The sequence below is a fragment of the Pseudoalteromonas sp. SW0106-04 genome (assembly GCF_001293805.1).
In the GTDB taxonomy this organism is placed as follows: domain Bacteria; phylum Pseudomonadota; class Gammaproteobacteria; order Enterobacterales; family Alteromonadaceae; genus Pseudoalteromonas; species Pseudoalteromonas ruthenica.
On record NZ_BCAI01000001.1, the window covers coordinates 189,428 to 210,706 of the forward strand.

General features: G+C 44.5%; 19 protein-coding genes and 1 pseudogene. 10 read left to right on the forward strand and 10 right to left on the reverse strand.

The features are described 5' to 3' along the window. Positions 1 to 55 precede the first annotated feature (55 nt). From W04_RS00910 to W04_RS00920, 3 genes are all read right to left on the reverse strand, one after another. Positions 56 to 265: a hypothetical protein gene (locus W04_RS00910; protein ID WP_053909433.1), complete on the reverse strand. Its 210-nt coding sequence runs from the start codon at positions 263 to 265 to the stop codon at positions 56 to 58. Beyond that, positions 255 to 677, reverse strand: a complete 423-nt coding sequence (locus tag W04_RS00915; RefSeq protein WP_053909434.1) for a hypothetical protein — start codon at positions 675 to 677, stop codon at positions 255 to 257. The genes W04_RS00910 and W04_RS00915 overlap by 11 nt, the downstream gene beginning before the upstream one ends. 261 nt (positions 678 to 938) lie before the next feature. Next, positions 939 to 1,508, reverse strand: a complete 570-nt coding sequence (locus tag W04_RS00920; protein ID WP_022946885.1) for a YSC84-related protein — start codon at positions 1,506 to 1,508, stop codon at positions 939 to 941. A gap of 87 nt (positions 1,509 to 1,595) precedes the next feature. On the opposite strand from W04_RS00920, the gene W04_RS00925 reads away from it, so the two are divergent. Beyond that, complete coding sequence (locus tag W04_RS00925; RefSeq protein ID WP_053909435.1) at positions 1,596 to 2,807, forward strand: tyrosine-type recombinase/integrase; 1,212 nt, start codon at positions 1,596 to 1,598, stop codon at positions 2,805 to 2,807. An 11-nt stretch (positions 2,808 to 2,818) separates the two neighbouring features. Further along, positions 2,819 to 3,229, forward strand: coding sequence for a hypothetical protein (locus W04_RS00930; protein ID WP_053909436.1), 411 nt, complete (start codon positions 2,819 to 2,821; stop codon positions 3,227 to 3,229). 144 nt (positions 3,230 to 3,373) lie between these two features. On the opposite strand, the gene W04_RS00935 is transcribed toward W04_RS00930, so the two are convergent. Next, positions 3,374 to 6,349, reverse strand: coding sequence for a Tn3 family transposase (locus W04_RS00935; RefSeq protein ID WP_049586311.1), 2,976 nt, complete (start codon positions 6,347 to 6,349; stop codon positions 3,374 to 3,376). Positions 6,350 to 6,583: 234 nt separating this feature from the next. Beyond that, a complete protein-coding gene (locus W04_RS00940; protein WP_053909437.1) occupies positions 6,584 to 7,525 on the reverse strand; it encodes a site-specific integrase in 942 nt (313 codons plus the stop codon). 176 nt (positions 7,526 to 7,701) lie between these two features. Between W04_RS00940 and W04_RS00945 the strand changes: the two genes are divergently transcribed. The 8 genes from W04_RS00945 (at position 7,702) to W04_RS19200 (ending at position 17,609) form a co-directional block, all read left to right on the forward strand. Continuing rightward, on the forward strand, positions 7,702 to 8,634 hold the full coding sequence (locus tag W04_RS00945) for a DNA-binding protein (protein ID WP_053909438.1): 933 nt from the start codon (positions 7,702 to 7,704) through the stop codon (positions 8,632 to 8,634). Positions 8,635 to 8,771: 137 nt separating this feature from the next. Beyond that, the gene (locus W04_RS18800) at positions 8,772 to 9,137 is read left to right on the forward strand and encodes a hypothetical protein (RefSeq protein ID WP_106646697.1); all 366 of its coding nucleotides are present in this window, start codon (positions 8,772 to 8,774) and stop codon (positions 9,135 to 9,137) included. Between the two features lie 98 nt (positions 9,138 to 9,235). Continuing rightward, positions 9,236 to 10,468 carry a TolC family protein gene (locus tag W04_RS00950; RefSeq protein WP_053909439.1) on the forward strand — a complete coding sequence of 411 codons (1,233 nt, stop codon included), beginning with the start codon at positions 9,236 to 9,238 and terminating at the stop codon, positions 10,466 to 10,468. A gap of 16 nt (positions 10,469 to 10,484) precedes the next feature. Beyond that, positions 10,485 to 11,795, forward strand: coding sequence for an efflux RND transporter periplasmic adaptor subunit (locus W04_RS00955; protein WP_053909440.1), 1,311 nt, complete (start codon positions 10,485 to 10,487; stop codon positions 11,793 to 11,795). Between the two features lie 16 nt (positions 11,796 to 11,811). Continuing rightward, positions 11,812 to 15,006 (forward strand): efflux RND transporter permease subunit, encoded by a 3,195-nt coding sequence (locus W04_RS00960; RefSeq protein ID WP_053909441.1) that lies wholly within the window; start codon positions 11,812 to 11,814, stop codon positions 15,004 to 15,006. Between the two features lie 176 nt (positions 15,007 to 15,182). Continuing rightward, the gene (locus tag W04_RS00965; protein WP_045980005.1) at positions 15,183 to 16,085 is read left to right on the forward strand and encodes a cation transporter; all 903 of its coding nucleotides are present in this window, start codon (positions 15,183 to 15,185) and stop codon (positions 16,083 to 16,085) included. Between the two features lie 34 nt (positions 16,086 to 16,119). After that, a complete protein-coding gene (locus tag W04_RS00970) occupies positions 16,120 to 17,007 on the forward strand; it encodes a cation diffusion facilitator family transporter (protein WP_045980004.1) in 888 nt (295 codons plus the stop codon). Positions 17,008 to 17,318: 311 nt separating this feature from the next. Beyond that, positions 17,319 to 17,609, forward strand: coding sequence for a bile acid:sodium symporter (locus W04_RS19200; RefSeq protein WP_197047990.1), 291 nt, complete (start codon positions 17,319 to 17,321; stop codon positions 17,607 to 17,609). A 378-nt stretch (positions 17,610 to 17,987) separates the two neighbouring features. Here the strand turns inward: W04_RS19200 and merA are convergent, their stop codons facing one another. The 5 genes and pseudogenes from merA to merR form a co-directional block, all read right to left on the reverse strand. Then, positions 17,988 to 19,625, reverse strand: coding sequence for a mercury(II) reductase (gene merA / locus W04_RS00975; RefSeq protein WP_012801201.1), 1,638 nt, complete (start codon positions 19,623 to 19,625; stop codon positions 17,988 to 17,990). A 10-nt stretch (positions 19,626 to 19,635) separates the two neighbouring features. Then, positions 19,636 to 20,081: pseudogene (gene merC, locus W04_RS00980) on the reverse strand (organomercurial transporter MerC). A 13-nt stretch (positions 20,082 to 20,094) separates the two neighbouring features. Then, entirely contained in the window at positions 20,095 to 20,370 is a 276-nt protein-coding gene (gene merP / locus W04_RS00985) for a mercury resistance system periplasmic binding protein MerP (RefSeq protein WP_012801202.1), read from the reverse strand. A 34-nt stretch (positions 20,371 to 20,404) separates the two neighbouring features. Next, a complete protein-coding gene (locus W04_RS00990; protein WP_045980003.1) occupies positions 20,405 to 20,752 on the reverse strand; it encodes a mercuric transporter MerT family protein in 348 nt (115 codons plus the stop codon). 84 nt (positions 20,753 to 20,836) lie between these two features. Then, on the reverse strand, positions 20,837 to 21,229 hold the full coding sequence (merR, locus tag W04_RS00995; RefSeq protein WP_012801204.1) for an Hg(II)-responsive transcriptional regulator: 393 nt from the start codon (positions 21,227 to 21,229) through the stop codon (positions 20,837 to 20,839). Between the last annotated feature and the right edge of the window lie 50 nt (positions 21,230 to 21,279).

The window sequence follows — 21,279 nt, forward strand, 5'->3', positions numbered from 1 at the left end:
ATGAAATTAGTCGCTATGAGACTTTCAAAAAAAAAGAAACGATCAAGCTATAGGTTCACAGCTCCAAATCAAAGTCATTTTTTGCTGCAATTTTTAGGGCTTTAATCATCCCCTCAATATCCTGTAGCTTTTCATCATATATGACTTCTTGATCTTCATCGGTTGTCATCGACGATAACTTATCCAAACGTTCTTCATAACACTTTAAAGCTTCGTGAATGATATGATATTCGCTAACGATTAACTTCATACCTTTAGCTGGCATTTGCGAGTTCCTCTTTTGTAACTAACTTAACTCTTGATCTATCTAAACCTAGTTCTTCTAATATGCCTAGATACTTCTTAAGAGTCATATTTTTTGCAGGGGCAATCATGTAATGACCTTCATGGCCAGGTCGCATATCTTTAACTATTTTGAGCTCTTTAGGCAAAGATGCACCTTTTACAATCTTCCAGACCTTTTTACCGGGTTTTTTCATTATTCTAGTGAGGTGATCAAATGCTGAGAAGCCATTGCCATTAGCAACTACCATCTCTATACCGTCCTGCTTAGTGATTACAACATCGACTCTCGCTCTGTCTTCATCAAATTTAGGCCAAGTAGCATTACCCATGCGATATAAATCTTTAGTGAACTCTGCGACATCCATGATGTATAGGCTTTCTGGTGTGATCATGTAAACTATCCTTGTTGTAACTGTTAAATTAAAAAGTATCAGGCCTATGATAGCAACAAATTATATGACTAGCTACTGTCCACATTGAAGGAACTGTATGGTTAGAAAAGCCTATAATTTATGTTATGTTAAATTAGTTGTTGTATTGAAATTCCTTAAGATAGCCCCTGTTTATTTAAAGAGAAGAGCTGTTATTTGAGAGGGTTTTCCATAATTCGAAGACGAATGGCTCACTATTTCGTGAGCCGAAAGGACTTGATTTTAATTTAACTCGTCATCTTTCCAAAACTTGGTTCCTTTTAGAACTGCTTGCAGAGCTAACCCTGTTTCAGTCATGGAATAAATAGTCACATCGCCAACTTGGGCTTCAGCGGCAACGGCTCCACCTTCAGTTTTATGCTTTGCAGCAGCATCGGCGTTACCACCAAATGCCCAACCATTCTTAATGAAATAATTGAGTGCATCTTCGGTATGAAACACCATCACCACATTAAAATCTTTAACTCCTAAGCCTAACCCTAGCCCAGCTTCACCCATTTTCATATAGGTCCATTCGCCGGTGCGATTATTTTTTGCAACACCATAGCCACCGCCAAAACTTGCAAAGATTACGTTCACATTGGCATTATCAAATACGGCGTAACCTGCTGCAGAGGTTAGTTGATTACGAACATCCGGCTTCTGGTCATAAAGGCGATTAAGAGTATCACTGCGCATATCTTGAACTACTTGTCGTTTCTGCGCTGGCGTGCCAGTGCTTGCACATCCGGTCAGCACCGCGAACAAAGTGAAAATAAAAGAATACGTTAGCACCGATTTAGATAGTTTCATTTAGAACCCCTTCTTTATGTCCAATACTAGACAGTATCGGACTTTATGGTAAGCTATGCCTTATATTATTGTAGTCCAGTTGTCAGTATGCCTACGCCACTAGTCGATACCTTTAAACAACTTCGCTATCAAATAGCGCATCTTGAAGATGATACGTTGCACAGCGAATACCCTGAACTTGCCGCATTTATAGCTCAACAAAGCTTAAACGTCGCTGAAGTTAAACAAGATTTGCTATTTATCTACCGGTTTTTATACGTATACGGTCGAAAGTCAGATGCCACTTTTACTCGGTTTCGTAATGAGATAGAACGCTTTGCTTTGTGGACTTGGTTTAATAAAACATGTTCTTTGTTTTCTTTGAAACGAGAAGATATTGAGCAATACATTGATTTTGTTGTTGAACCAGATAAAACCTGGTGTTCCGACTCGGTGCAATGGCGCTTTAAACAGCATCAAGGTTTACGTAAAGCCAACGAAAAATGGCGACCGTTTATAGCACGCGAGACAAAGCCATCGCAACAAAGTTTAAATGCGACTTTTACAGCACTTAATGTATTTTATAAGTTTGCTATTTTAGAAGAGCAAGCGTTCGCGAATTTTGTCCCGGTAGTTAAAAAGAACTGCCCTTATTTAGTTGTTCAGTCGCAAATCAATCAACCGGATACTCTCAGTGATTTGCAGTGGGAATATGTACTGCGTGTAACCGAAGAGCAATGTCAGGAAGACCCTGATCTAGAACGTAATCTTTTTACTTTAGCCTGTTTGAAAGGCCTGTATTTAAGGATCTCTGAGTTGTCTGAGCGTACTAATTGGTCTCCTGTCATGTCGCATTTTTGGCAAGACGCTGATGGCTTTTGGTTTCTGCGTGTTATGGGCAAAGGTAACAAACTCCGTGATGTTACGTTAAGCCAAGATTTTATTGCATATTTAAAACGCTACCGTTTGTATAGAGGGTTAAGTGCCCTGCCCCGTGTTGATGAACCCTACCCACTAATTCATAAAATACGGGGGAAAGGCGGAATGACGGTTAGACAAATTCGCCGCCTTGTTGCGCAAAGTTTTGAATTGGCCAGCTCAGCGCTGGTAGCCGATGGCTTCACTGAAGAAGCGGAAAAGCTACAAGCAGCAACTGCTCATTGGCTGCGTCATACGGGGGCAACTCATGATGCTGCTTCAAGGCCGCTCAAGCATCTTTCCGAAGATTTAGGTCATGCAAAAATTGCGACCACGGATCAAATTTATATTCAAACGAATATAAAAGAGCGCGCTAAATCGGGTGTTAAACGTAAACTTTAGGAACTGCATTTATGGAATATCAATTGGCAGCAGCCCTGGGCTTAGCATTTTTTATTTATTCAGTTTCCTTTCGTAGATTGGCTCGGGCTGAATTAACTGGCCCGATGTATTTTGTCATTGTCGGTGCCGCGCTTGCGTGGGCATTTAGCGATGCAATGAAAGTGGATCAGCCATTGAGCGCGCTATTACCATTAGTTGAATTGACACTTGCGGTATTTCTTTTTACTGATGCAGCCAAGACGCGTATTAATGTACTAAAGTCGCAGTTCAAGTATCCTTTAGTGCTTTTGTTCGTTGCTTTACCAATAACCTTTTTTGTTACATTTGCTTTGGGGTATTTACTCTTTCCGCACATGCACATTATTGCCTTGGCCCTATTGGAGGTACGGCCACGATTCGTAACAAATCGACCAATAAAATAATTAACCACTTGAATTAAAAGAAAAATTCAAGTCAAACTGTTGATTTTGCTTTGCGAAGTTATCAGATAAGTCTATTTGAAGTTTTCCATTTAATATATTTACCGACGCTGTATACAACAAAATGTAAAATCTCGTCCAACCGTATTACTGCGGGCTTTGGCTTTTTATGATGTCAAGTTTGTAGTTTAGGGGCTTTCGCTTTTTACTTAAATCGAGATGGTAATCGCCGAAGCGATTAATATGCTCAGTTCGATATGGCGAAAGAAACTTCAACACCTCTTCTGAAATTGGCATTTGACGTTGTTTCAATTGCGACAGAACTTCTGTCATGGATTGAACGTTATGCAAAATAACCAGATTAGCCACAAGCTGATTATACTTAATGACCTTCCGCTGTTCATGTCGCACATTTTCCGCAATAATACCGTCACCCCCAAAGAACAACCACTTGGTGAAGTTATTGAACTCTTCACTTTTATTGGTAGCAGAATGAATGGTGCGCCTGAGCTCCACATCGCTAATGTACTTCAGTAAGAATATAGTTCGTATCGCTCTACCCAACTCACGAAAGGCAAAATACAGTCGGTTTTTACGGCTGTAAGTTCCCAAACGTTTTAAAATTGTAGACGGTGATATTTTTCCTGCCTGAATAGACAGTGCCACACGTAACATATCGGGCAGGTGTCGTTCAATCAATGACCAATTGATATTACCTCGGAACAAACGGTTTATATGCTTGTACTTGGTTCGACCGTCAGCTTTGTAAAATACCAGCTTCTTGATGTTTCGTATTCGGGGCATCAAGTCAATACCTAGCAAATGAGCCAGGCCAAAAACGGTTGTGCTTTGAGCTTGAGTGTCTCCATGGATCACATCCGGCTGTATGTCCGATTCATTCTTAATGAGGCCATCAAGGATGTAGATAGCTTCATAAACGCCACACGGAATGAAGTGGCTGAATAAAGCTATGTAAGTGTCCGAGACGTGATAATAACCTATACCGCCATACCCCCCATAACGGATATGATACTCTGATAATAGGTTCTGTTCGTACACGTTCCACTTGGTACCATCAGCTGATGCTGATTTACCTGATCCCCAGAAGGATGGCAGCTCAAACTTGTTATAAGCATTCACGGTTTTTACAATAGCTTTTTCAAGTTTCTCTTCAGTGACATACTTTAAATTCAGCCAAGCAACTTGCTTACGGCTTAAGGTCTTGATTGAGCGAGCTGTTTGAGTTGGCCCAAGATTGCAGCCATAACAAAAAAGGGTCGATATAAAGCGTTTACGAGGATTATCAAGTTTGCTTTCAAATCCAGATACAGGCTTAAACAATTTGTGGGCGTCCAGCCATTGCTCGGATTCTACCAGAATATCGACAATGCTCTTTTCCTCAAGAGAGTCCCGTAAGGCTTCATCAAGCTTCTTGAGTTGTTGGGGCTCAGGGATATTCTGATGTCTTCTAATCACAAGCTGATCATTATTGAAATCAAGAAACTCATTGGATTGAAATTGCTCGTCCACCTGAGTTGATAATTCGCTGAGAGTTTTCTTTAATTCAGTTGCAAAGGTTTTGCTATCCTTTGAAAAACCTAGCATGTCAGTATATTCAGATAAACCTTGCTCGTATTCATCCCAACTGATTAGTTCTTTGCGATAATCTGAATGTTCCAGGCTGTAACGAATGAATAAATCACCTGAGCTGAGTTCATTCTTGATCCGAGACAGAACACACAACTCAAAGTATTTACGGTTGACCGTTTTCGTGTCTGCGTTGAATATCAGCTTCTTCCATTTATCGTTCACCCAGGGCTGCGCGACAAACTCCTCATAGTGACCCAGTTCCTGCTTGTGGGTATTTCGATACTCCAGAATGGTTTCTAGCGCCAGTAGAATCGAGCTATCTTCAGATGATGACCCTAACTCTAAAAGCTCCAAACAGTTCAGAAGCTGGGCACGTTGCGGTTTATACAATTTAAGCATAAAGGGATAATAATTATTTCCAGCATAGGCTAAGTGCTCTTCACACTCAGCTAATAGTATCGCTGGCTCTTCGCTCATGGCGTTTCGAATATCCGACAGTGATGGCGGTACGCCAGCTTCATTATCACCATAAGTTTTTAAGACATTACGAAACTGGCTGATAAGTTTTTCCGTTCGCTGTGTATGCTCCTGATGGTATTCCATCAGTCGGGTCTCCGCAGATTGGTGCAACTTATTCAATTTTCGTTTAAAGATACCCGCCACGTCGTCTAAGGATTGACTTAATTTTGATTGGATCATCAACACCATCAGTGTGTAACGTTTGGCCTGCTTCATTTCTTTTAAGTGAAAAGCATCCAATGAACGAGCCTCTAAAGTGAAATGATGTTTCTTCGTTAACGGTAGGAACTCCATATTTGGTAAGCGTTCGACTAGGCCTTGTAACCATTGTAAATGTTGAAGGTAGCTTTTGACTTCTTTATTCGTGGGTTTTTTAACTTCTCGTTTAATCGAGTCCCAGCGTGTTTTACTTCCAGAGCTATTAAGCATTCTATCCAACTCAGCTGTCAGCTCATGATTCAGCTTTCTATGCGTTTGCTTGAAATAGGCATCGTTGACTTGCTTTTTAGCTGATTTAGCGTATTTTACCAGAGTTGAGAAGCCGGGTAATTCATAGCGCTGTTTAACCAACCCTTCAATGACTATATTGATAATATCAGCGATTTCATGCTTTTTCTCAGATGCTTCGGATGACAGCTTATGAAGCAATAATGTTGTTTTATCATTGCTTTCAATTAGCTTAATGTCTAGATACCTTCTCACTAAAGCCTTTAACCGGGTTCGACTTCCACCTCTATCGAACCGTGATAAGTACTTTCTCGGAGCGCTCCTCATTTTCATCTGCTCAGAAATATGACTAATAATCTTGTTAGGGATGTCAGGAGACTTGAGAAAATACCCCAAACGCTGAGTTAATTTAATATGGACTAACAGGGCAAGCTGATCCAATTTGCGCCGGCGCTGCTGGCGAACATAGGCAATATCCTCGGGGGTGGGTGTATATACAGACTGTAATTCAGACTGACTCATGTTAGGTTTAATGCGCGGGTAAGCGGTTTCATTGATTGTTGTCATAGAGATATAAATACCAGCGACGGATCTCGAGGCCAGCTAGGAGGTCTGATTATTTGGTTACATTACAAAATGTTCGACTGTTTAGCTCAGCCACAATCACCTTGCAGTTTATCTAAAGTAATTTTAGTGCTGAGAAGTTTATTAAACTTGCGCAAGACGTTTAGTGTCCAAGTTCAATCTATACTGAATTCATGCTTAAAACTCATGATGAAGTGGCCCAGTCACTGTACTGCATTATTTTAGCTGTTCAATAAAGTGTTGCTGAATCTTATGCGATGAACCAATGTAACGAAGCGCCGTTTTTGGATCTTTCCAACCTACATATTCCATAAGCTCTTTAAGGCTCCAGCCATTACTGTCGGCCCAGGATGCGAACCCCCGTCGTAACGAATGACTACTAAAGGCATCAGGGTGTAATAGTCCAGCACCACTTGCACACTCTCGAACAATATTAATGATTGTATTGGATGTCATGCTCTTATGATTAAAATGTCCCCAGCGGTCGATCCCTACAAATAGCGGTCCTTTGCTTAATTCAGCGGCCGTAACCCAGTCCTGATAAGCAGTGACAGGGCAGAGTTTTTGCAAAGCTGGAACTTTATAGGTCACCCCTTTATTATCCCTATCGCCTTTCGTAGTAGGAAAATACAGTGACATTCCCTTGTTGGGGATCATGGTCACGTACTCAACATGGATATTAGTGAGCTCATCTGCTCGAAAAGCACGCCAGAACCCGAGTAGCAGAATGGCTTTATTTCGAATGAGTCTCAAGCCTTTCCTATAATCCTTTGACTCCTTTATCGACTCCTCAAGCCACTGAATAATGATTTTCAATTCTTCTAATTGGAGAGGCCGAGCCTGCTTGGTTTGGTATGCATGCGTTGCTCGGATACCTTTCATTACTTTTTTTACTAATGGTGCTTTCGTAGGATCTGGAAAACCGTATTCATGATGCCATTTTGCAAGTACGGCCAACCGGTGTGCTAAGGTGCTTGAAGTCAGCTTATCAGCGTAGTGACTGAGATACTGTGCAATCGCAGTTGGAGTGGCAGGTAAGAGTCCCCCCCAGTGACGCTCATAGTGTTCAATGGCGGTACGGTAACTGCGTACCGTATTTTCGCGAGTGGCTGCGTTGACGTAAAAACTCACTAAATCAATATTTTTAGAATCGGGCATATATGCGTGTTATGTACGACTTTATCTCATCATATCGTCCAAAAATGTCTATCACAATAGATAATCTACTATTATCTAAAATGAATTTTCGAAAGCTATAGACACGTAGATGACACAGTAATAATATGTATATACATATTATGTATTACATTACAAAATAATCAGAGACTTAAAAAATGGCGCGCACAGGCATCTCTCAATTTGACGTTGAAAAAGCATATAAATCATTGACTTCACAGGGTGTAAATAACCCATCAATTGATGCAATACGAGCTGAGCTGGGTAACACTGGCTCCAAAACCACCATCTCAAAATACCTCAAAGACATTAAAAAGACCCGTACTAACGGTACACTCACCGAGGTCAAAGTCTCCGACGCCATTGGGCACCTGGTAAGCCAGCTTGCTGCCAGGCTCAACGCTGAAGCGAATAAAACCATTGAAGACATGGAGCAAGCCTTTGATAAAGAGCGTAAGTCTTGGAATCAAGAAAAGTCAGGACTTGAGGAGTCGTTAAGCCAAGCCACAGAGCAAAATAAAGCTCTAAGTGATAACATTCACTCACTACAGGCGAAGCTCAATACTGCCAGCCGTGAGAGTGAGCAACTGAACACTGAGTTGCAAGGTATTCAAAGTGACTTGAAAGAACTTACAGCTGTTTGTGGACAAAAAGATGAACGAATTATCGATCTGGAGAAGAGTCTGCAACACAGTTATGACAACTTGAGCCACTTCCGCGAATCCGCTAAAGAACAGCGTGATCAACAAGAGCGCAAGCACGCTGAAGAAGTGTCGGGATTGCGAGCAGAGCAGCGAAAGCTGGGGCAAACCATTGCCTCTCAACAGTCAGAACTCACGCAGTTGAACCGTCAGAACGCTGAGCTAATCACCGAAAAGCGGTTGTTGGCCAAGTCACAGCGCGAACTTCAAAACTCATTAAAAACGTTAACTGAAAAGGTGCAGTCAGCCAGTACTGACAGAGAGGAGCTACTAGCGCAACTTGATGCTATAACCAAAGAAAACAATGAGCTAAACACTTCCGTTGTGCAGCTAGAGCATGAGATTGAGGAATTGAAATCGCCCAAGAAACTCGCAAAAAACAGGAAGTAGCCAAGTCTGAAAGCTAGCGTTTAACCACAAAGCTGTGTAATAGTTGGTTAGTATCCACTTATCTATTGTGAACTAACTGATAATCTGCTAGTCTACTGCCCTGCATTTATGAGAACGAGTAGAGACTCTTTTTTACCGTGAACCGTCAACTTTTAACTTTCGCTCTAGCCATATTGATTGCCCTGCAATCGGTAGTTGCTGTGGCGGACGTTCATCAGTTTCATCAATCCGGTTCTGAGCATCTTACTTTTGATCACGAGCATCAAAAAGCTCACTCCTCTCCAATACCAGATGATGACAAGCGTTGGTTAGAATCAGAAAAGAGCAAAAGCTACCAGCTTGATTGCCACCATTGTTGTCACTGTCATGGCTCATCACACCCTTTCTTTCTGGGTCGCCAAGATATCTCTGCTTCTCTTTATCAAAAGGGTGCTATTTTAGGCAACCCTTCCCATTACCGTTCCCATATAGCCTTCCCTGATAATCCCCCTCCGATCAGTTAAATACAGTACAAATAAACTTTTATTCTGAGGTATAGCGTTGTGCAAATGCCAACCCAGCTGTACCTGATGTACTTTGATTTTAATTGTGAGGAAATTTCATGAAGAAACTATCCGTTTCTTATGCGATGTGTGCCGTTATTTATTTGCTGTCGGCTTCGGCGCAAGCGCAACCCGTTGATTGGGAGCGCTGGCTGGCATCACAGATAAAGCAGCACCCAGACATCATCGCGGCCCGCGAGCAACTGCAAGGCTCGGAAGCTACTGCGGACGCAGCGGAACAGCCACTTTACAACCCGGAGTTATCTTCTGAGCTGGAACAGGTTGGTGAAGAAAATAACTACCGTGTAGGTGTTTCTCAAACGGTTGACTGGTGGGATAGACGAGGTGCTAAACAGCAGCAGGCGGCTTTTATCCGACAAGCAGCCAAAGCCCAGTATCAGCAACAGGTTATGAGTAAGACTGCTGAGGCTCTATCAGCATTGGTTGAGTGGCGTGCCAGTAATGAAGCCGCCATTATTGCTCAGGCACAAAAAGAGCAGCTTAATGCATTATTGCAAGTGGCTGAAAAGCGCCAAAAAGCAGGGGATATAGGCACTATTGATGCTGAACTCACCTTTCTATCTTTATCAAAACAGCTGGCACAGGTCGCTGAGCTTGAAGTCGCTTTGCAAAAAGCAGAAAGCAGAGTGCGCGAACTTTTGCCACAGTGGACTCCTGAAAAAGGAGGCATTCCCGAAGATTTCTGGCCTTCGGAGCCGGTGTCAATTACTAACCAGGAGTTGTTACAACATCCCTATGTTGCCAGCGCTCAGGCTCGCTGGAAGTCCATCAAGGAAGAAGCGGAAGCAACCCGCCGCGCAGCCAAAGCAGAGCCGACCTTTGGAGTCAATGCTGGTCGCGACGGTGGAGAAAATACTGTCGGCCTGACCTTCTCAATTCCTTTGAATGTACGTAATGACTACAGTGCCGAAACTCGTGTGGCTAATCGTGCAGCACTAGAAGCAGAGGCCCGATTCTTGGCCGTTTATCGCAATCTACGGTTTGACTGGCAGGCTGCACAAGCTGCCTGGAAACGTTATGACGAGCAATACCGACGCTGGCTCGAGCTGGCTCATGGCAGAGTTGAAAATAGTGCTGACTTGTTGGAAAGCCAGTGGCGAAGCGGTGATCTATCAACAACTGACTACCTGCTTGCTCTCAACCAGCGTTCGGAGAGCTTGCTGGCAGGAATCTCACTCGAAAAGCACACACAGCTTGCGTTAACGGAAGTGTTGCTGCACTCCGGCCAGCTCAGAGCTGTTGTTTTAACTGCGACTAAGCCACTGAATTAAAGATAGGACAATGAACATGAATAGATTATTGATAGTGATGCTAAGCGCCGCAATGACTGCACCAAGCGTAGGGCTTGCAGAAACAATGAGTAGTGAGGCGCACGAACATGATAAGAGCAAGACTGCTCAAGAGGTTATTGAGCATAAGGATGATGCGTCTCACAAGGAGCACCCATCAAATGCCACGGATGAACATGAGCGTCATGGTGATACAGAACATGAGTCTAGCGATAGTTCCCACAATGAAAGTCATGATGAGGCTGGACACAGCGAAAGTAATACTGAAGAAGATGGACATGGGCATCAAGAAGAAGCTTCTGCCACTACGGCACTAAATACTGCCCAAATGACTATTGCTGATATCCAGGTTGCTCCTCTCACTGCCAAGCGTATTGATTATGAGTTCTACGCACCAGGGGAAGTTCTTTCTAATGGATACACTAGCTACATAGTGTCACCGCGAGTTGCTTCCGTTGTATTACGTCGTCACGTAGCATTGGGCGCTCATGTTGAACAAGGTCAGCCACTGGTAACCCTGTTCAGTGAGGATGTGGCGCAGGCCCAGGCAGACTATCGCACCGCCTGGCCTGAATGGGAAAGAGTCCGCAAGCTCGGCCGCAAAACCGTTGGAGAGCAGCGTTATATCCAGGCCAAAACCAGCTGGGAAGCGGCTCGGGCAACGTTGCAGGCCTATGGGTTAGCTGAGTCAGATTTGCAGTCTCTGGCATCGCAAGATATTAAGGCATTGGGCGAATATACCCTACGTGCCGAAACCGATGGTTCTGTGTTATCTGACGACTTCGAGCAGGGGCAGCGCGTCGAAGCTGGTTCTCCTCTGATCAAGCTGGCCAATGAGAAGCAGCTCTGGGTCGAAGCACACCTTCCAGCAGATCAGTCTATATCACTTCCGCTCGGTACATTGGCTGACATTGTGGCTGGTGATATCCGAATTCAAGGCAAAGTATCCCAAGAAGCACATACCATAAACCCCGTTACACGAACCCGAACAGTGCGCTTATTGGTGGACAACCTGGAGCATAGGCTGCATCCGGGACAGTTTGCAGAGGTCTTCTTTCGTTTTCGTACAGAAGAGCCGGTATTGGCTGTGCCAGAGTCAGCGCTCATGCGGAATCCCGATGGAGACTGGGCAGTTTTTGTAGAAGAGAGTCCAGGGCAGTTTCGCTCTCAAGAAGTTGAACTAAAGCGAGCACTAGGTTCGTTACGTGAAATTAACGGCATTGTTCCCGGAACACGTATTGTTACCGACGGTGCATTTTTTGTTGCTTCACAAATCGCCAAAGGCGGTTTTGATCCGCATAACCACTAAGCACTAAGGAGACTCTATGTTTAATCGAATTGTCGATTGGGCGGTCACTAACCGTTTGCTGGTGGCGATTGCGCTTATTACTCTAACGGTCAGTGCCTTTTTTATTATTCCAAGGCTGAATCTTGATGCATTTCCAGATGTTACCAACGTTCAGGTCTCGGTCAACACCGAAGCTCCTGGCTTGGCTGCTGAGGAAGTTGAGCAGCTGATAACCTACCCGATTGAAGCAGTGATGTACGCCTTGCCTGACGTAGAAGAAGTAAGGTCTATTTCAAAGACTGGCTTGTCTGGCGTTACTGTTGTGTTTAAGGAAGGCACTGATATTTACTTTGCCCGGCAACTGGTATTCGAGCGACTTCAGGCTGCCAAAGAGCTGATTCCAGAGGGCGTTGGTACACCCGAAATGGGGCCAAACACTTCTGGGCTGGGGCAAGTCTATCAGTATTTACTGGTTGCCGAACCCGGTTCGGGTTTCGATGCCATGGAGCTACGCAGCTTAAATGACTGGGTGGTCAAGTTGTTGCTTATCCCGGCCGAAGGCGTGACTGATGTGCTGTCCTTCGGCGGTGAGGTGCGTCAGTATCAGGTCGATCTGAATCCGTCAAAGCTGTTATCTTACGGTCTGACCCAGGACGATATCATGGCGGCTCTGGAGCGTAACAACACCAATGTTGGCGGCTGGTATATGAACCGTGGTCAGGAGCAATTGGTGATCCGAGGTACCGGCTGGCTCGATCATGGCAAGCAAGGGCTGGAACAGCTCCGGCAAGTCCCCCTGAAAACAGTCGATGGCACTACTATCACAGTATCTAATGTAGCCAAAGTGAGTCTGGGTAGCGAAATCCGCCAGGGCGCAGTGACCATGACACGCAGAACCCCTGATGGAAAGGTTGAGGAACTGGGGGAAGTCGTCTCTGGTATTGTATTAAAACGTTTAGGAGCCAATACTAAAAGCACCATTGATGGGGTTAATGCTCGTGTCGAACGTATTAATCAGGCGTTACCGGAAGGAGTTAAGTTTGAGCCTTATTACGATCAGGCTGACCTAGTGACGCAAGCGGTTGATACTGTTGTCAATGCTCTATTGCTGGCGTTTGTCTTCATTGTCGTTATTTTGGCGCTGTTCCTAATGAATTTGCGTGCTACCTTACTGGTACTGATCTCAATTCCAATTTCCATCGGTATTGCTTTAATGGTGATGGCGTGGTTTGGTCTTTCGGCAAACTTAATGTCTCTGGGCGGTATTGCCGTGGCCATTGGCATGCTCGTGGATGGCTCTGTAGTGATGGTCGAAAACATGTTCAAACATTTGACCCATCCCGATGCTACCCATGACAAAGATAGACAGACAATGGTTCAGGATGATCCAGATCCTGTTGATGCAGCTCATGATAGCCATGGGATTGCTTTACGCTTGCAAGAAGCTGGCAGAGAGGTAGCAAGACCTATATTTTTTGCTACAGCAATTATTTTAGTTGTCTTCATGCCGCTATTCAGTTTCGAAGGGGTCGAAGCCAAACTGTTCCAGCCGATGGCTATCAGTATCATGCTGTCTATGCTGTCCGCGCTGATTGTAGCTTTAATCATAGTCCCAGCATTAGCCACCTACCTGTTTCGCAAAGGGATACGCCCGCGGGAGAGTTTCGTCTTGAAACCACTTGATAAACTCTACCGCAAGGGTTTGTCGTGGGCTATGAGCCACAGTAAGGTCGTCGTTGGTATTGCTGTAACGCTCGTGGTTGCGGCAGCTTTAGTAATACCGCGTCTGGGTACCGAGTTTGTGCCTGAACTCGAAGAAGGAACGGTCAACCTCCGGGTAACACTCGCTCCGTCCTCCAGCCTGGATACTGCGCTTGAAGTCGCTCCAAAACTTGAAGCAATGCTGATGGAATTCCCGGAAGTCACCTATGCGTTATCACGCATTGGACGTGCCGAAATTGGCGGTGATCCAGAGCCAGTGAATAACATTGAGATCTATATTGGTCTTAAGCCAGTGCCAGAATGGACCAGCGCCGATAATCGTTATGAACTTCAATCCCTGATGGAGCAAAAGCTGGAACAACATCCCGGATTGCTGTTCAATTTTTCACAACCAATTGCCACCCGTGTGGATGAGCTGTTATCGGGGGTTAAAGCGCAACTAGCGATAAAACTCTTTGGTAAAGATCTTGATGTGCTGGCTGAAAAAGGGCAGGCAATTGAGGCAGTGGTCAAAAAGATCGACGGTACGCGTGATGTTGCCATGGAGCAAATTGTCGGTGAAGCTCAATTGGTCGTAAAGCCCAATCGCCGCGCATTGTCTCGTTATGGACTCGACGTAGCGGATGTCATGGAAGTGGTTCGAAATGGGCTTGGCGGTGCCAGCGCTGGACAAATCATCAATGGTAACGAACGTTATGATATCTATGTTCGGTTGGATGAACGTTTTCGCCAAGATCGCGAAACTATTGCTGACCTTCGTTTGCAGGCACCTTCAGGAGCCTGGGTTCGCCTTGGTGATGTAGCCTCTGTAAATATTGCTTCCGGCCCGCCGCAGGTTCGCCGCGATGATGTTCAGCGCAGAGTAGTCGTTCAGGCCAATGTGCAAGGGCGTGATATGGGCAGTGTGGTAGCAGATATTCGCGCAGCGATTGCTGAACAAGTTGATTTGCCAACGGGTTACTCCGTGGATATAGGTGGACAATTCGAAAATCAACAGCGAGCACAAAAGCGTCTGTCGCTGGTCGTGCCATTATCGCTGGCGCTTATTGCCTTGTTGCTTTACTTTGCCTTTGCTTCGGTTGGTCAGGCTATGCTGATCCTGGTAAATGTACCTCTAGCCGTTATTGGTGGGGTGTTCTCACTCTGGCTGTCAGGGCAGTATTTATCAGTGCCCAGCTCGGTCGGATTTATTACCCTGTTTGGCGTCGCGGTACTTAACGGTGTAGTGATGGTTGAAAGTATCAATCAGCGTATCAAGGATGGCCTACCTGTCAGTGAAGCCGCTTTTGATGGTGCCGTATCCAGGCTTAGACCGGTATTGATGACAGCAGTGACATCTGCGTTAGGTTTAATACCGATGTTGCTATCAAATGGCGTTGGCGCAGAGATACAAAAACCGCTTGCCAGTGTTATCGTAGGCGGGCTGATAACAGCCACATTTTTAACACTGTTTGTGTTGCCCGTTCTGTTTGCCTGGTTTTCAAAAGGTAAGTTGAAGGAGAAACACTAACTAGCAATCTGCCGGCTCTATTTTGGAGTCGGCAATACTTTATAATAGCAAGATGGTTTGAACCAACACCCCATTAATGCTGAAAGCTCGCCCATTTTCGTATCGAGGACTCTCCGCTTTAGACTATAGTGATCGGGGAGGGGGAAAGCCAATATCAAAAAATGCAAGGTATACCTATGAGCCAGAAATGTAACCGTGACTGCAAAGCAGATGCTACAGATGAAACACAAGATATTACTAACGACGACAAGTTATTTGAAGGGGCACATGTAAGCGAATACCACGTTCCTAAAATGGACTGCCCATCAGAGGAAAGCATGATCCGAATGGCACTGGACAGTCTTGAGCCAAGTGTAATCCTCGAGTTTGATACACATAAACGCATAGTTAGAGTGCTTCATCACCTTGAACTCAGGGACATGGTAGAAGACCGGATAACGTCTCTTGGGCTTGGGGCTAGATTGGAATCAACTAACGCTGTGGACAGCGAGATTATCCATAAAGCAAGGTTGACGGCACAAAATGAAGAAGCAGAGGAAGCTGGGATACTTAAAATGCTATTAGCTATTAATGCAGTGATGTTTATTACAGAACTTGTTATCGGCTGGTGGGCACAATCGACCGGATTGATAGCTGATTCATTGGATATGTTTGCCGATGCAGCAGTGTATGGGGTGGCACTATACGCCGTTGGGCATGGCGTCCGAAAAAAACTCCGTGCAGCGCATATATCAGGATGGTTACAGATTATATTAGCTCTGGGTGTATTAACAGAAGTTGTGAGGAGACTGGTTCAAGGGAGTGAGCCTGAGTCAAACCTTATGATGGTGTTTGGCTTAATTGCCTTGGTAGCAAATGTCTGGTGCTTAATCTTAATTGCCAAAAAGCGAAATGGCGGCGCTCACATGAGAGCAAGTTGGATTTTTTCTGCTAACGATGTCATCGCTAACGCAGGCGTTATTATTGCCGGAGGATTAGTGGCATGGACGGGCTCACAATATCCAGACTTAATCATTGGGTTTATCATTGGATTAATTGTTTTAGTTGGCGGTATTCGTATATTGAAGATCAAATCCTAAGGTAGGAATAGAGCTCCACAAGAGGTAATCTTAAATGCATGATCATTCGCACTCACATGGTTCAAATAATCGTATAGGTTGGGCATTTTTTCTGAATGTCACCTTTACCATTATCGAATTTATAGGAGGTATCTTAACCAATAGTACCGCCATCATGGCCGACGCCGTTCATGATCTTGGCGACAGTTTATCCATCGGATTTGCTTGGTTTCTCAGTAAAGTTAGTGAAAAAGGTTCAAATTCAGAGTTCACCTATGGTTACCGCCGGTTATCATTGTTCGGTGCACTTATTAATGGTCTAGTCCTCATTATTGGTTCCGTCTGGGTTCTGACAGAAGCTATCCCTAAACTCCTGCAACCAGAAATGCCTATAGTTGAGGGCATGATCGCCTTAGCCGTGTTTGGGGTGCTAGTTAATGGGTTTGCGGCTTATAAATTAAGTAAAGGCAAAACTCTTAATGAGCGTGTACTCAATTGGCATTTATTGGAAGATGTACTGGGTTGGGTTGCAGTTTTAATCGTTTCCATCGTACTTCTTTTTGTTGACTGGCCCATTCTTGACCCAGCTTTATCAATTCTTTTCACTCTCTATATTTTAATTAATGTTGCTAAAAACCTTTGGCACACTATAAGGTTATTTTTACAGGCAATCCCTGACAAAGAACTGTCAAAATCAGTTTATAAAACCTTAATAGAACTCAAAGAAGTGGATAGTATCCATCACCTGCACTTGTGGTCATTGGATGGAGAGCATCATGTACTTACTGCTCATCTAGCTCTACAAGAGGCACTGTCTACTCAACAGCAACTGGAGTTAAAAAAGTCCATAGCAGAACGATTGAGTAAATTTAATTTAGAGCATACGACCATTGAGCTTGAAATGACAAATGAGCAATGTCGCGATGATTCTCAAGCTCTGTAATTGGGAGTGTACAGCTATAATTTATATTGTGGCCGCACTGTAACTGGTACCCTTGACCTATGCGTCGATTAATTTATTTCGTTGAATCAAATCTTGTTTGGTTTGTGATTATTGTAGCTGGAGTTGGCCTGATATTGCCCGAATCCGGGAAGTACCTCGACTCCTCAATAGCCCCTTTACTTGTGATTCTGATGTTTGTGATCAGCCTTACATTTGATGCACATGCCGTACGAATAGTCTTTCGCAAACCGTCAAGACAGTTTTTGGCAATGGGGCTCGTCTATGGCCCGATTCAATTGCAGGCTTCTTGACTGGTCGCCTTTTTCAATGCGGTCAATACAGCCTTTTCTCCTTTCGTAGTTCCGCTCCTTTTTCTATGGCTGACAGGGATACAGCTAGAAGTCCCTCTCGTTTCCATCATCCTGGAGTTAGCTCTAGTTGTTTTAGTGCCTACAATTCTCGGTGTAACCTTACGCACCAACTTTCCGACGATTATTTCAAAGCATGATTCGACTTACGCAGGAATTGGGTCAGTCTTCTATCTTGTAATATTACTTGCGGTAGTGGCTTCCAATGCAGAAACCATCATTGGTTATGGATAGTATGCTTTTGTAATTGCTGGAGCAGCTTTAAGTCTAAATCTTTGTGGCTACTTAATTGGAATGGCTTCACGGTTTATAACGACAGACCGACCGGAAGTCATCGCATACCTATTTACTGTCAGCAAAAAAGAATTTAGCATTGCAGCGGCTTTTGTGGCTGCATCCCGGTTGCCATCAGAAATAGTAATACCAGCCACATTCTTTGCAGTAATTCAGATGATCACATCTCCTATTGTGGCCAAATATCTTGCTTGAGGCTAGCTCTCAAACAGTTACTGAAGAAACTTTCCACGAAGAAATATGCAGTAAATTGGTAGTACCGTATCACTGGAAACCAAAAGCAGACTCATAAATATCTTTTCTGACGAAAGATAAAGCTTACCCAGCACAGCAAGACAGTTCTTTAATATCTTTACTGAAAGTTTGTGCACAAAGCTTCAGGCCTTCCACCATAGTTAAATAAGGAAACAATTGATCCGCTAAGTCATCCACTGTCATGTGGTTGTGAATCGCCAGTGCCGCGCTCTGGATAATCTCGCCGCCATCATGAGCTAATACTTGGGCTCCGATCAGGCGTTGGGAGCCAGCTTCAACCACCAGTTTGATGAAACCCTGAGAGTCGAAGTTAGCCAGTGCTCGAGGCACGTTTTCCAGTGGCAATACTCGACTTTCGGTCTCAATATTCTGTGCATGAGCTTCTTGTTCTGACAACCCTACCGTTGCTACCTGCGGTTCGGTAAAGATCACGGCTGGCATCGCGGATAGATTCAACCGAGCTTCACCCCCTGTCATGTTAATCCCTGCACGACTGCCTGCCGCTGCCGCGACATAAACCAGTTGCGGCATGTTACTACAATCACCTGCTGCGTAAATATGTGACTGTGATGTGCGCATCTGATCACCTACAGTGACCGCTCCATTGGCCTCTTTTTCTACACCGGCAGCGGCAAGATTAAGCTTACCGGTATTAGGTGCACGGCCGGTGGCGACCAGCAATTTATCGCCACGAATTTCTCCTTGCTCGGTATCAAGGATAAACTTATTATCTTCATAAGACACCTGACTGGCTTGGGTATGTTCCAGTACGCGAATGCCTTCCTGTTCAAAAGCTACGGTTAAGCCTTCTCCCAACAGTGGGTCTTCACGGAGCAATAAAGTACTGCGAGCCAAGATAGTGACCTCTGCACCCAGCCGACGATAAGCTTGAGCAAGTTCGACAGCCACAACTGAAGAGCCTATCACTAACAAGTGCTCAGGTAGCTCAGTTTCGAATAAAGCTTCCGTCGAAGTCCAATAAGGGGTATCAACCAGGCCTGGAATAGGAGGAATAGATGGCTGACTGCCGCTGGCAATCAAAAAGCGATCTGCAACCAGCTCTTGCTCGTAACCATCTTTGTTGCGAATAGTTAAGGTATGAGTATCTTTAAAAGATGCATAACCTTGTACCAATGACAATGCTGGATTGGTATCCAGAATATGCTGATATTTGGCGGCACGTAACTCTTCCACGCGTGCAGTTTGTTGTTTCGCTAACAAGCTACGATCCAAAGAAGGTTCATGATTTTCTAGACCGTCGAAAGGATTGTTACGCTGCTGTTCAGCCAGCTGGGCAGCCCGGAGCAGAATTTTCGAAGGTACACAACCGACATTAACACAACAACCTCCGATCACATCTCCAGCTTCAACGAGTGTGACTTGTGCTCCATTTTCCACTGCCTTGATAGCACAAGCAAAAGCAGCCGAGCCAGTACCGATGATAGCGACATGCAGCGACTTTTTGTCAGTCACATCTTCACTATCGCAGCCATCTAACGCGACAGGTTGAGCCGTGTAGCCAAGAGCTTTGATGGTATTGATTAGCGTCTGTTCATTGACATCAGATTCTGCTTCGACGACTGCACTGGATTTCGTATAAAAAACGGTGGCATTTCTGACGCCAGGCATGACGATCAAGGCATCTTCGATCTGCTGAGGGCATCTTTCACAAGTCATTCCAGAGATGGAGAATTTACGCATAAAGACCTCCTTATGGATTTGAGTGAGTGTTGTCGGCAGGAAGCACACAACTTTCATTGTCACAGCGTTTATTCGCTGGCGAAAAAATATCCCAGATTGATACCGCTACCATCAGTGCCAAGGCTGAGTACGTCACATAAGTGCTCCAGGCATATTGAAAGAACGGATAAAGTGATAGCAACAACAGAATAGGCCCTAGCATACCAAGCAGGTTACGATGCCACTGCTTGTGACCAATCCAGCCAAGTCCGTTAACTATTAGGCTAACCCAAGCCAATATAGGCAAGAGTGTATTGATAAAGAACCACTACCACTGACTGAGGAACCCTGCCCGATGGCTGCCCCCAAGCTGGCGATGGCCGGAAAGCACATGGCACAACCCATGGCAGACACCACGGCACCTAATGAGCTGGCTTTGTCGCCAATGCGGGTAAAAAGACTCAGCAGGTTCTTCATTAGTATTCGTCCTTTATTGCTTTACCACAGATGGATAGCCGGCATTTTTTGTGGCCTCGGTCAGCTTTTCCACCGTAGTTTTTTCATCATCAAAAGTGACCACGGCTAACTTATCTTCGAAGGTCACTTCAGCTTTGGTAACTCCCTCAACCTGTTGCAATGCTTTTTCCACCGTAATCGGACAAGTTACGCAGGTCATCGTGGGAACTTCAAGCATGACTGTTTGCTGCTTGGCAAACGCACCCAAGCTAAGTATTGATAGTAGGGATAATAGTGCAATTTTTTTCATCTTCTTCTCCAAGGGTTATTTCTCAACGATATAATTAAGCAAACCAGATAATCCAGTAATTGCTAGTGACTAATATTAATGCAATGAAGGCGGTTACCCAGAAAATGATCTGCCGGCGCTTACGTACTTGTGGCATTGCACAAGCGGTTCCAGGCTCACACTCTTCTATAGGTCGATAAACTTTCCAACCGGCAAAACTAAATAAAACCAGTACCAGCAAGATAAAAATAGGGCGGTATGACTCCAATACGGTCAGATTGCCAATCCAAGAACCACTAACGCCTAGTAGTAACAAGACTAAGGGCCCAGCACAACAAAGCCCAGCACCAATAGCAGCAGCAATACCACCAACTAGCGGTAAACTGGTATCGTTTTTTGCCATGGCTTACTCCACTTCAAATGTTCTGATAGAAAACAGTATAAACTCCGTATCCAAGTACGGAGTCAAGGGGTTTAGCGATTGTTATTAGTTGTTTTCTGGGAGAAGGGAAGTAATAATCGGGCAATGTGCCTGTTCAGTGTTGCTTGCACATTGTTTCAGTAAATCATTAAGACTGGTTTCTAAGCGGCGTAGATCAGCCATTTTTGCACGAACACTGGCAAGTTTGTGGTTTGCTATACTTTGTACTTCTTGGCAAGAAGTCTCTTCCAGCATCAGCAAGTTAGCGATCTCATCCAAGGAAAACCCTAACTCTTGAGCACGTTTGATAAACCGAATGCGATTCAAAGTCGTCTCAGGATAACGACGATAACCTTTAACGGGTTTTTGGGGCTGTTCAATTAAGCCGCACCGTTCATAATATCTAACGGTCTCAACGTTTACGCTTGCCAATTTGGCAAGTTGACCAATTACATACATAATTTAACCGTATTGTCGGTACTGAAGTGGGTAGTAAAATTCTAAGTTGA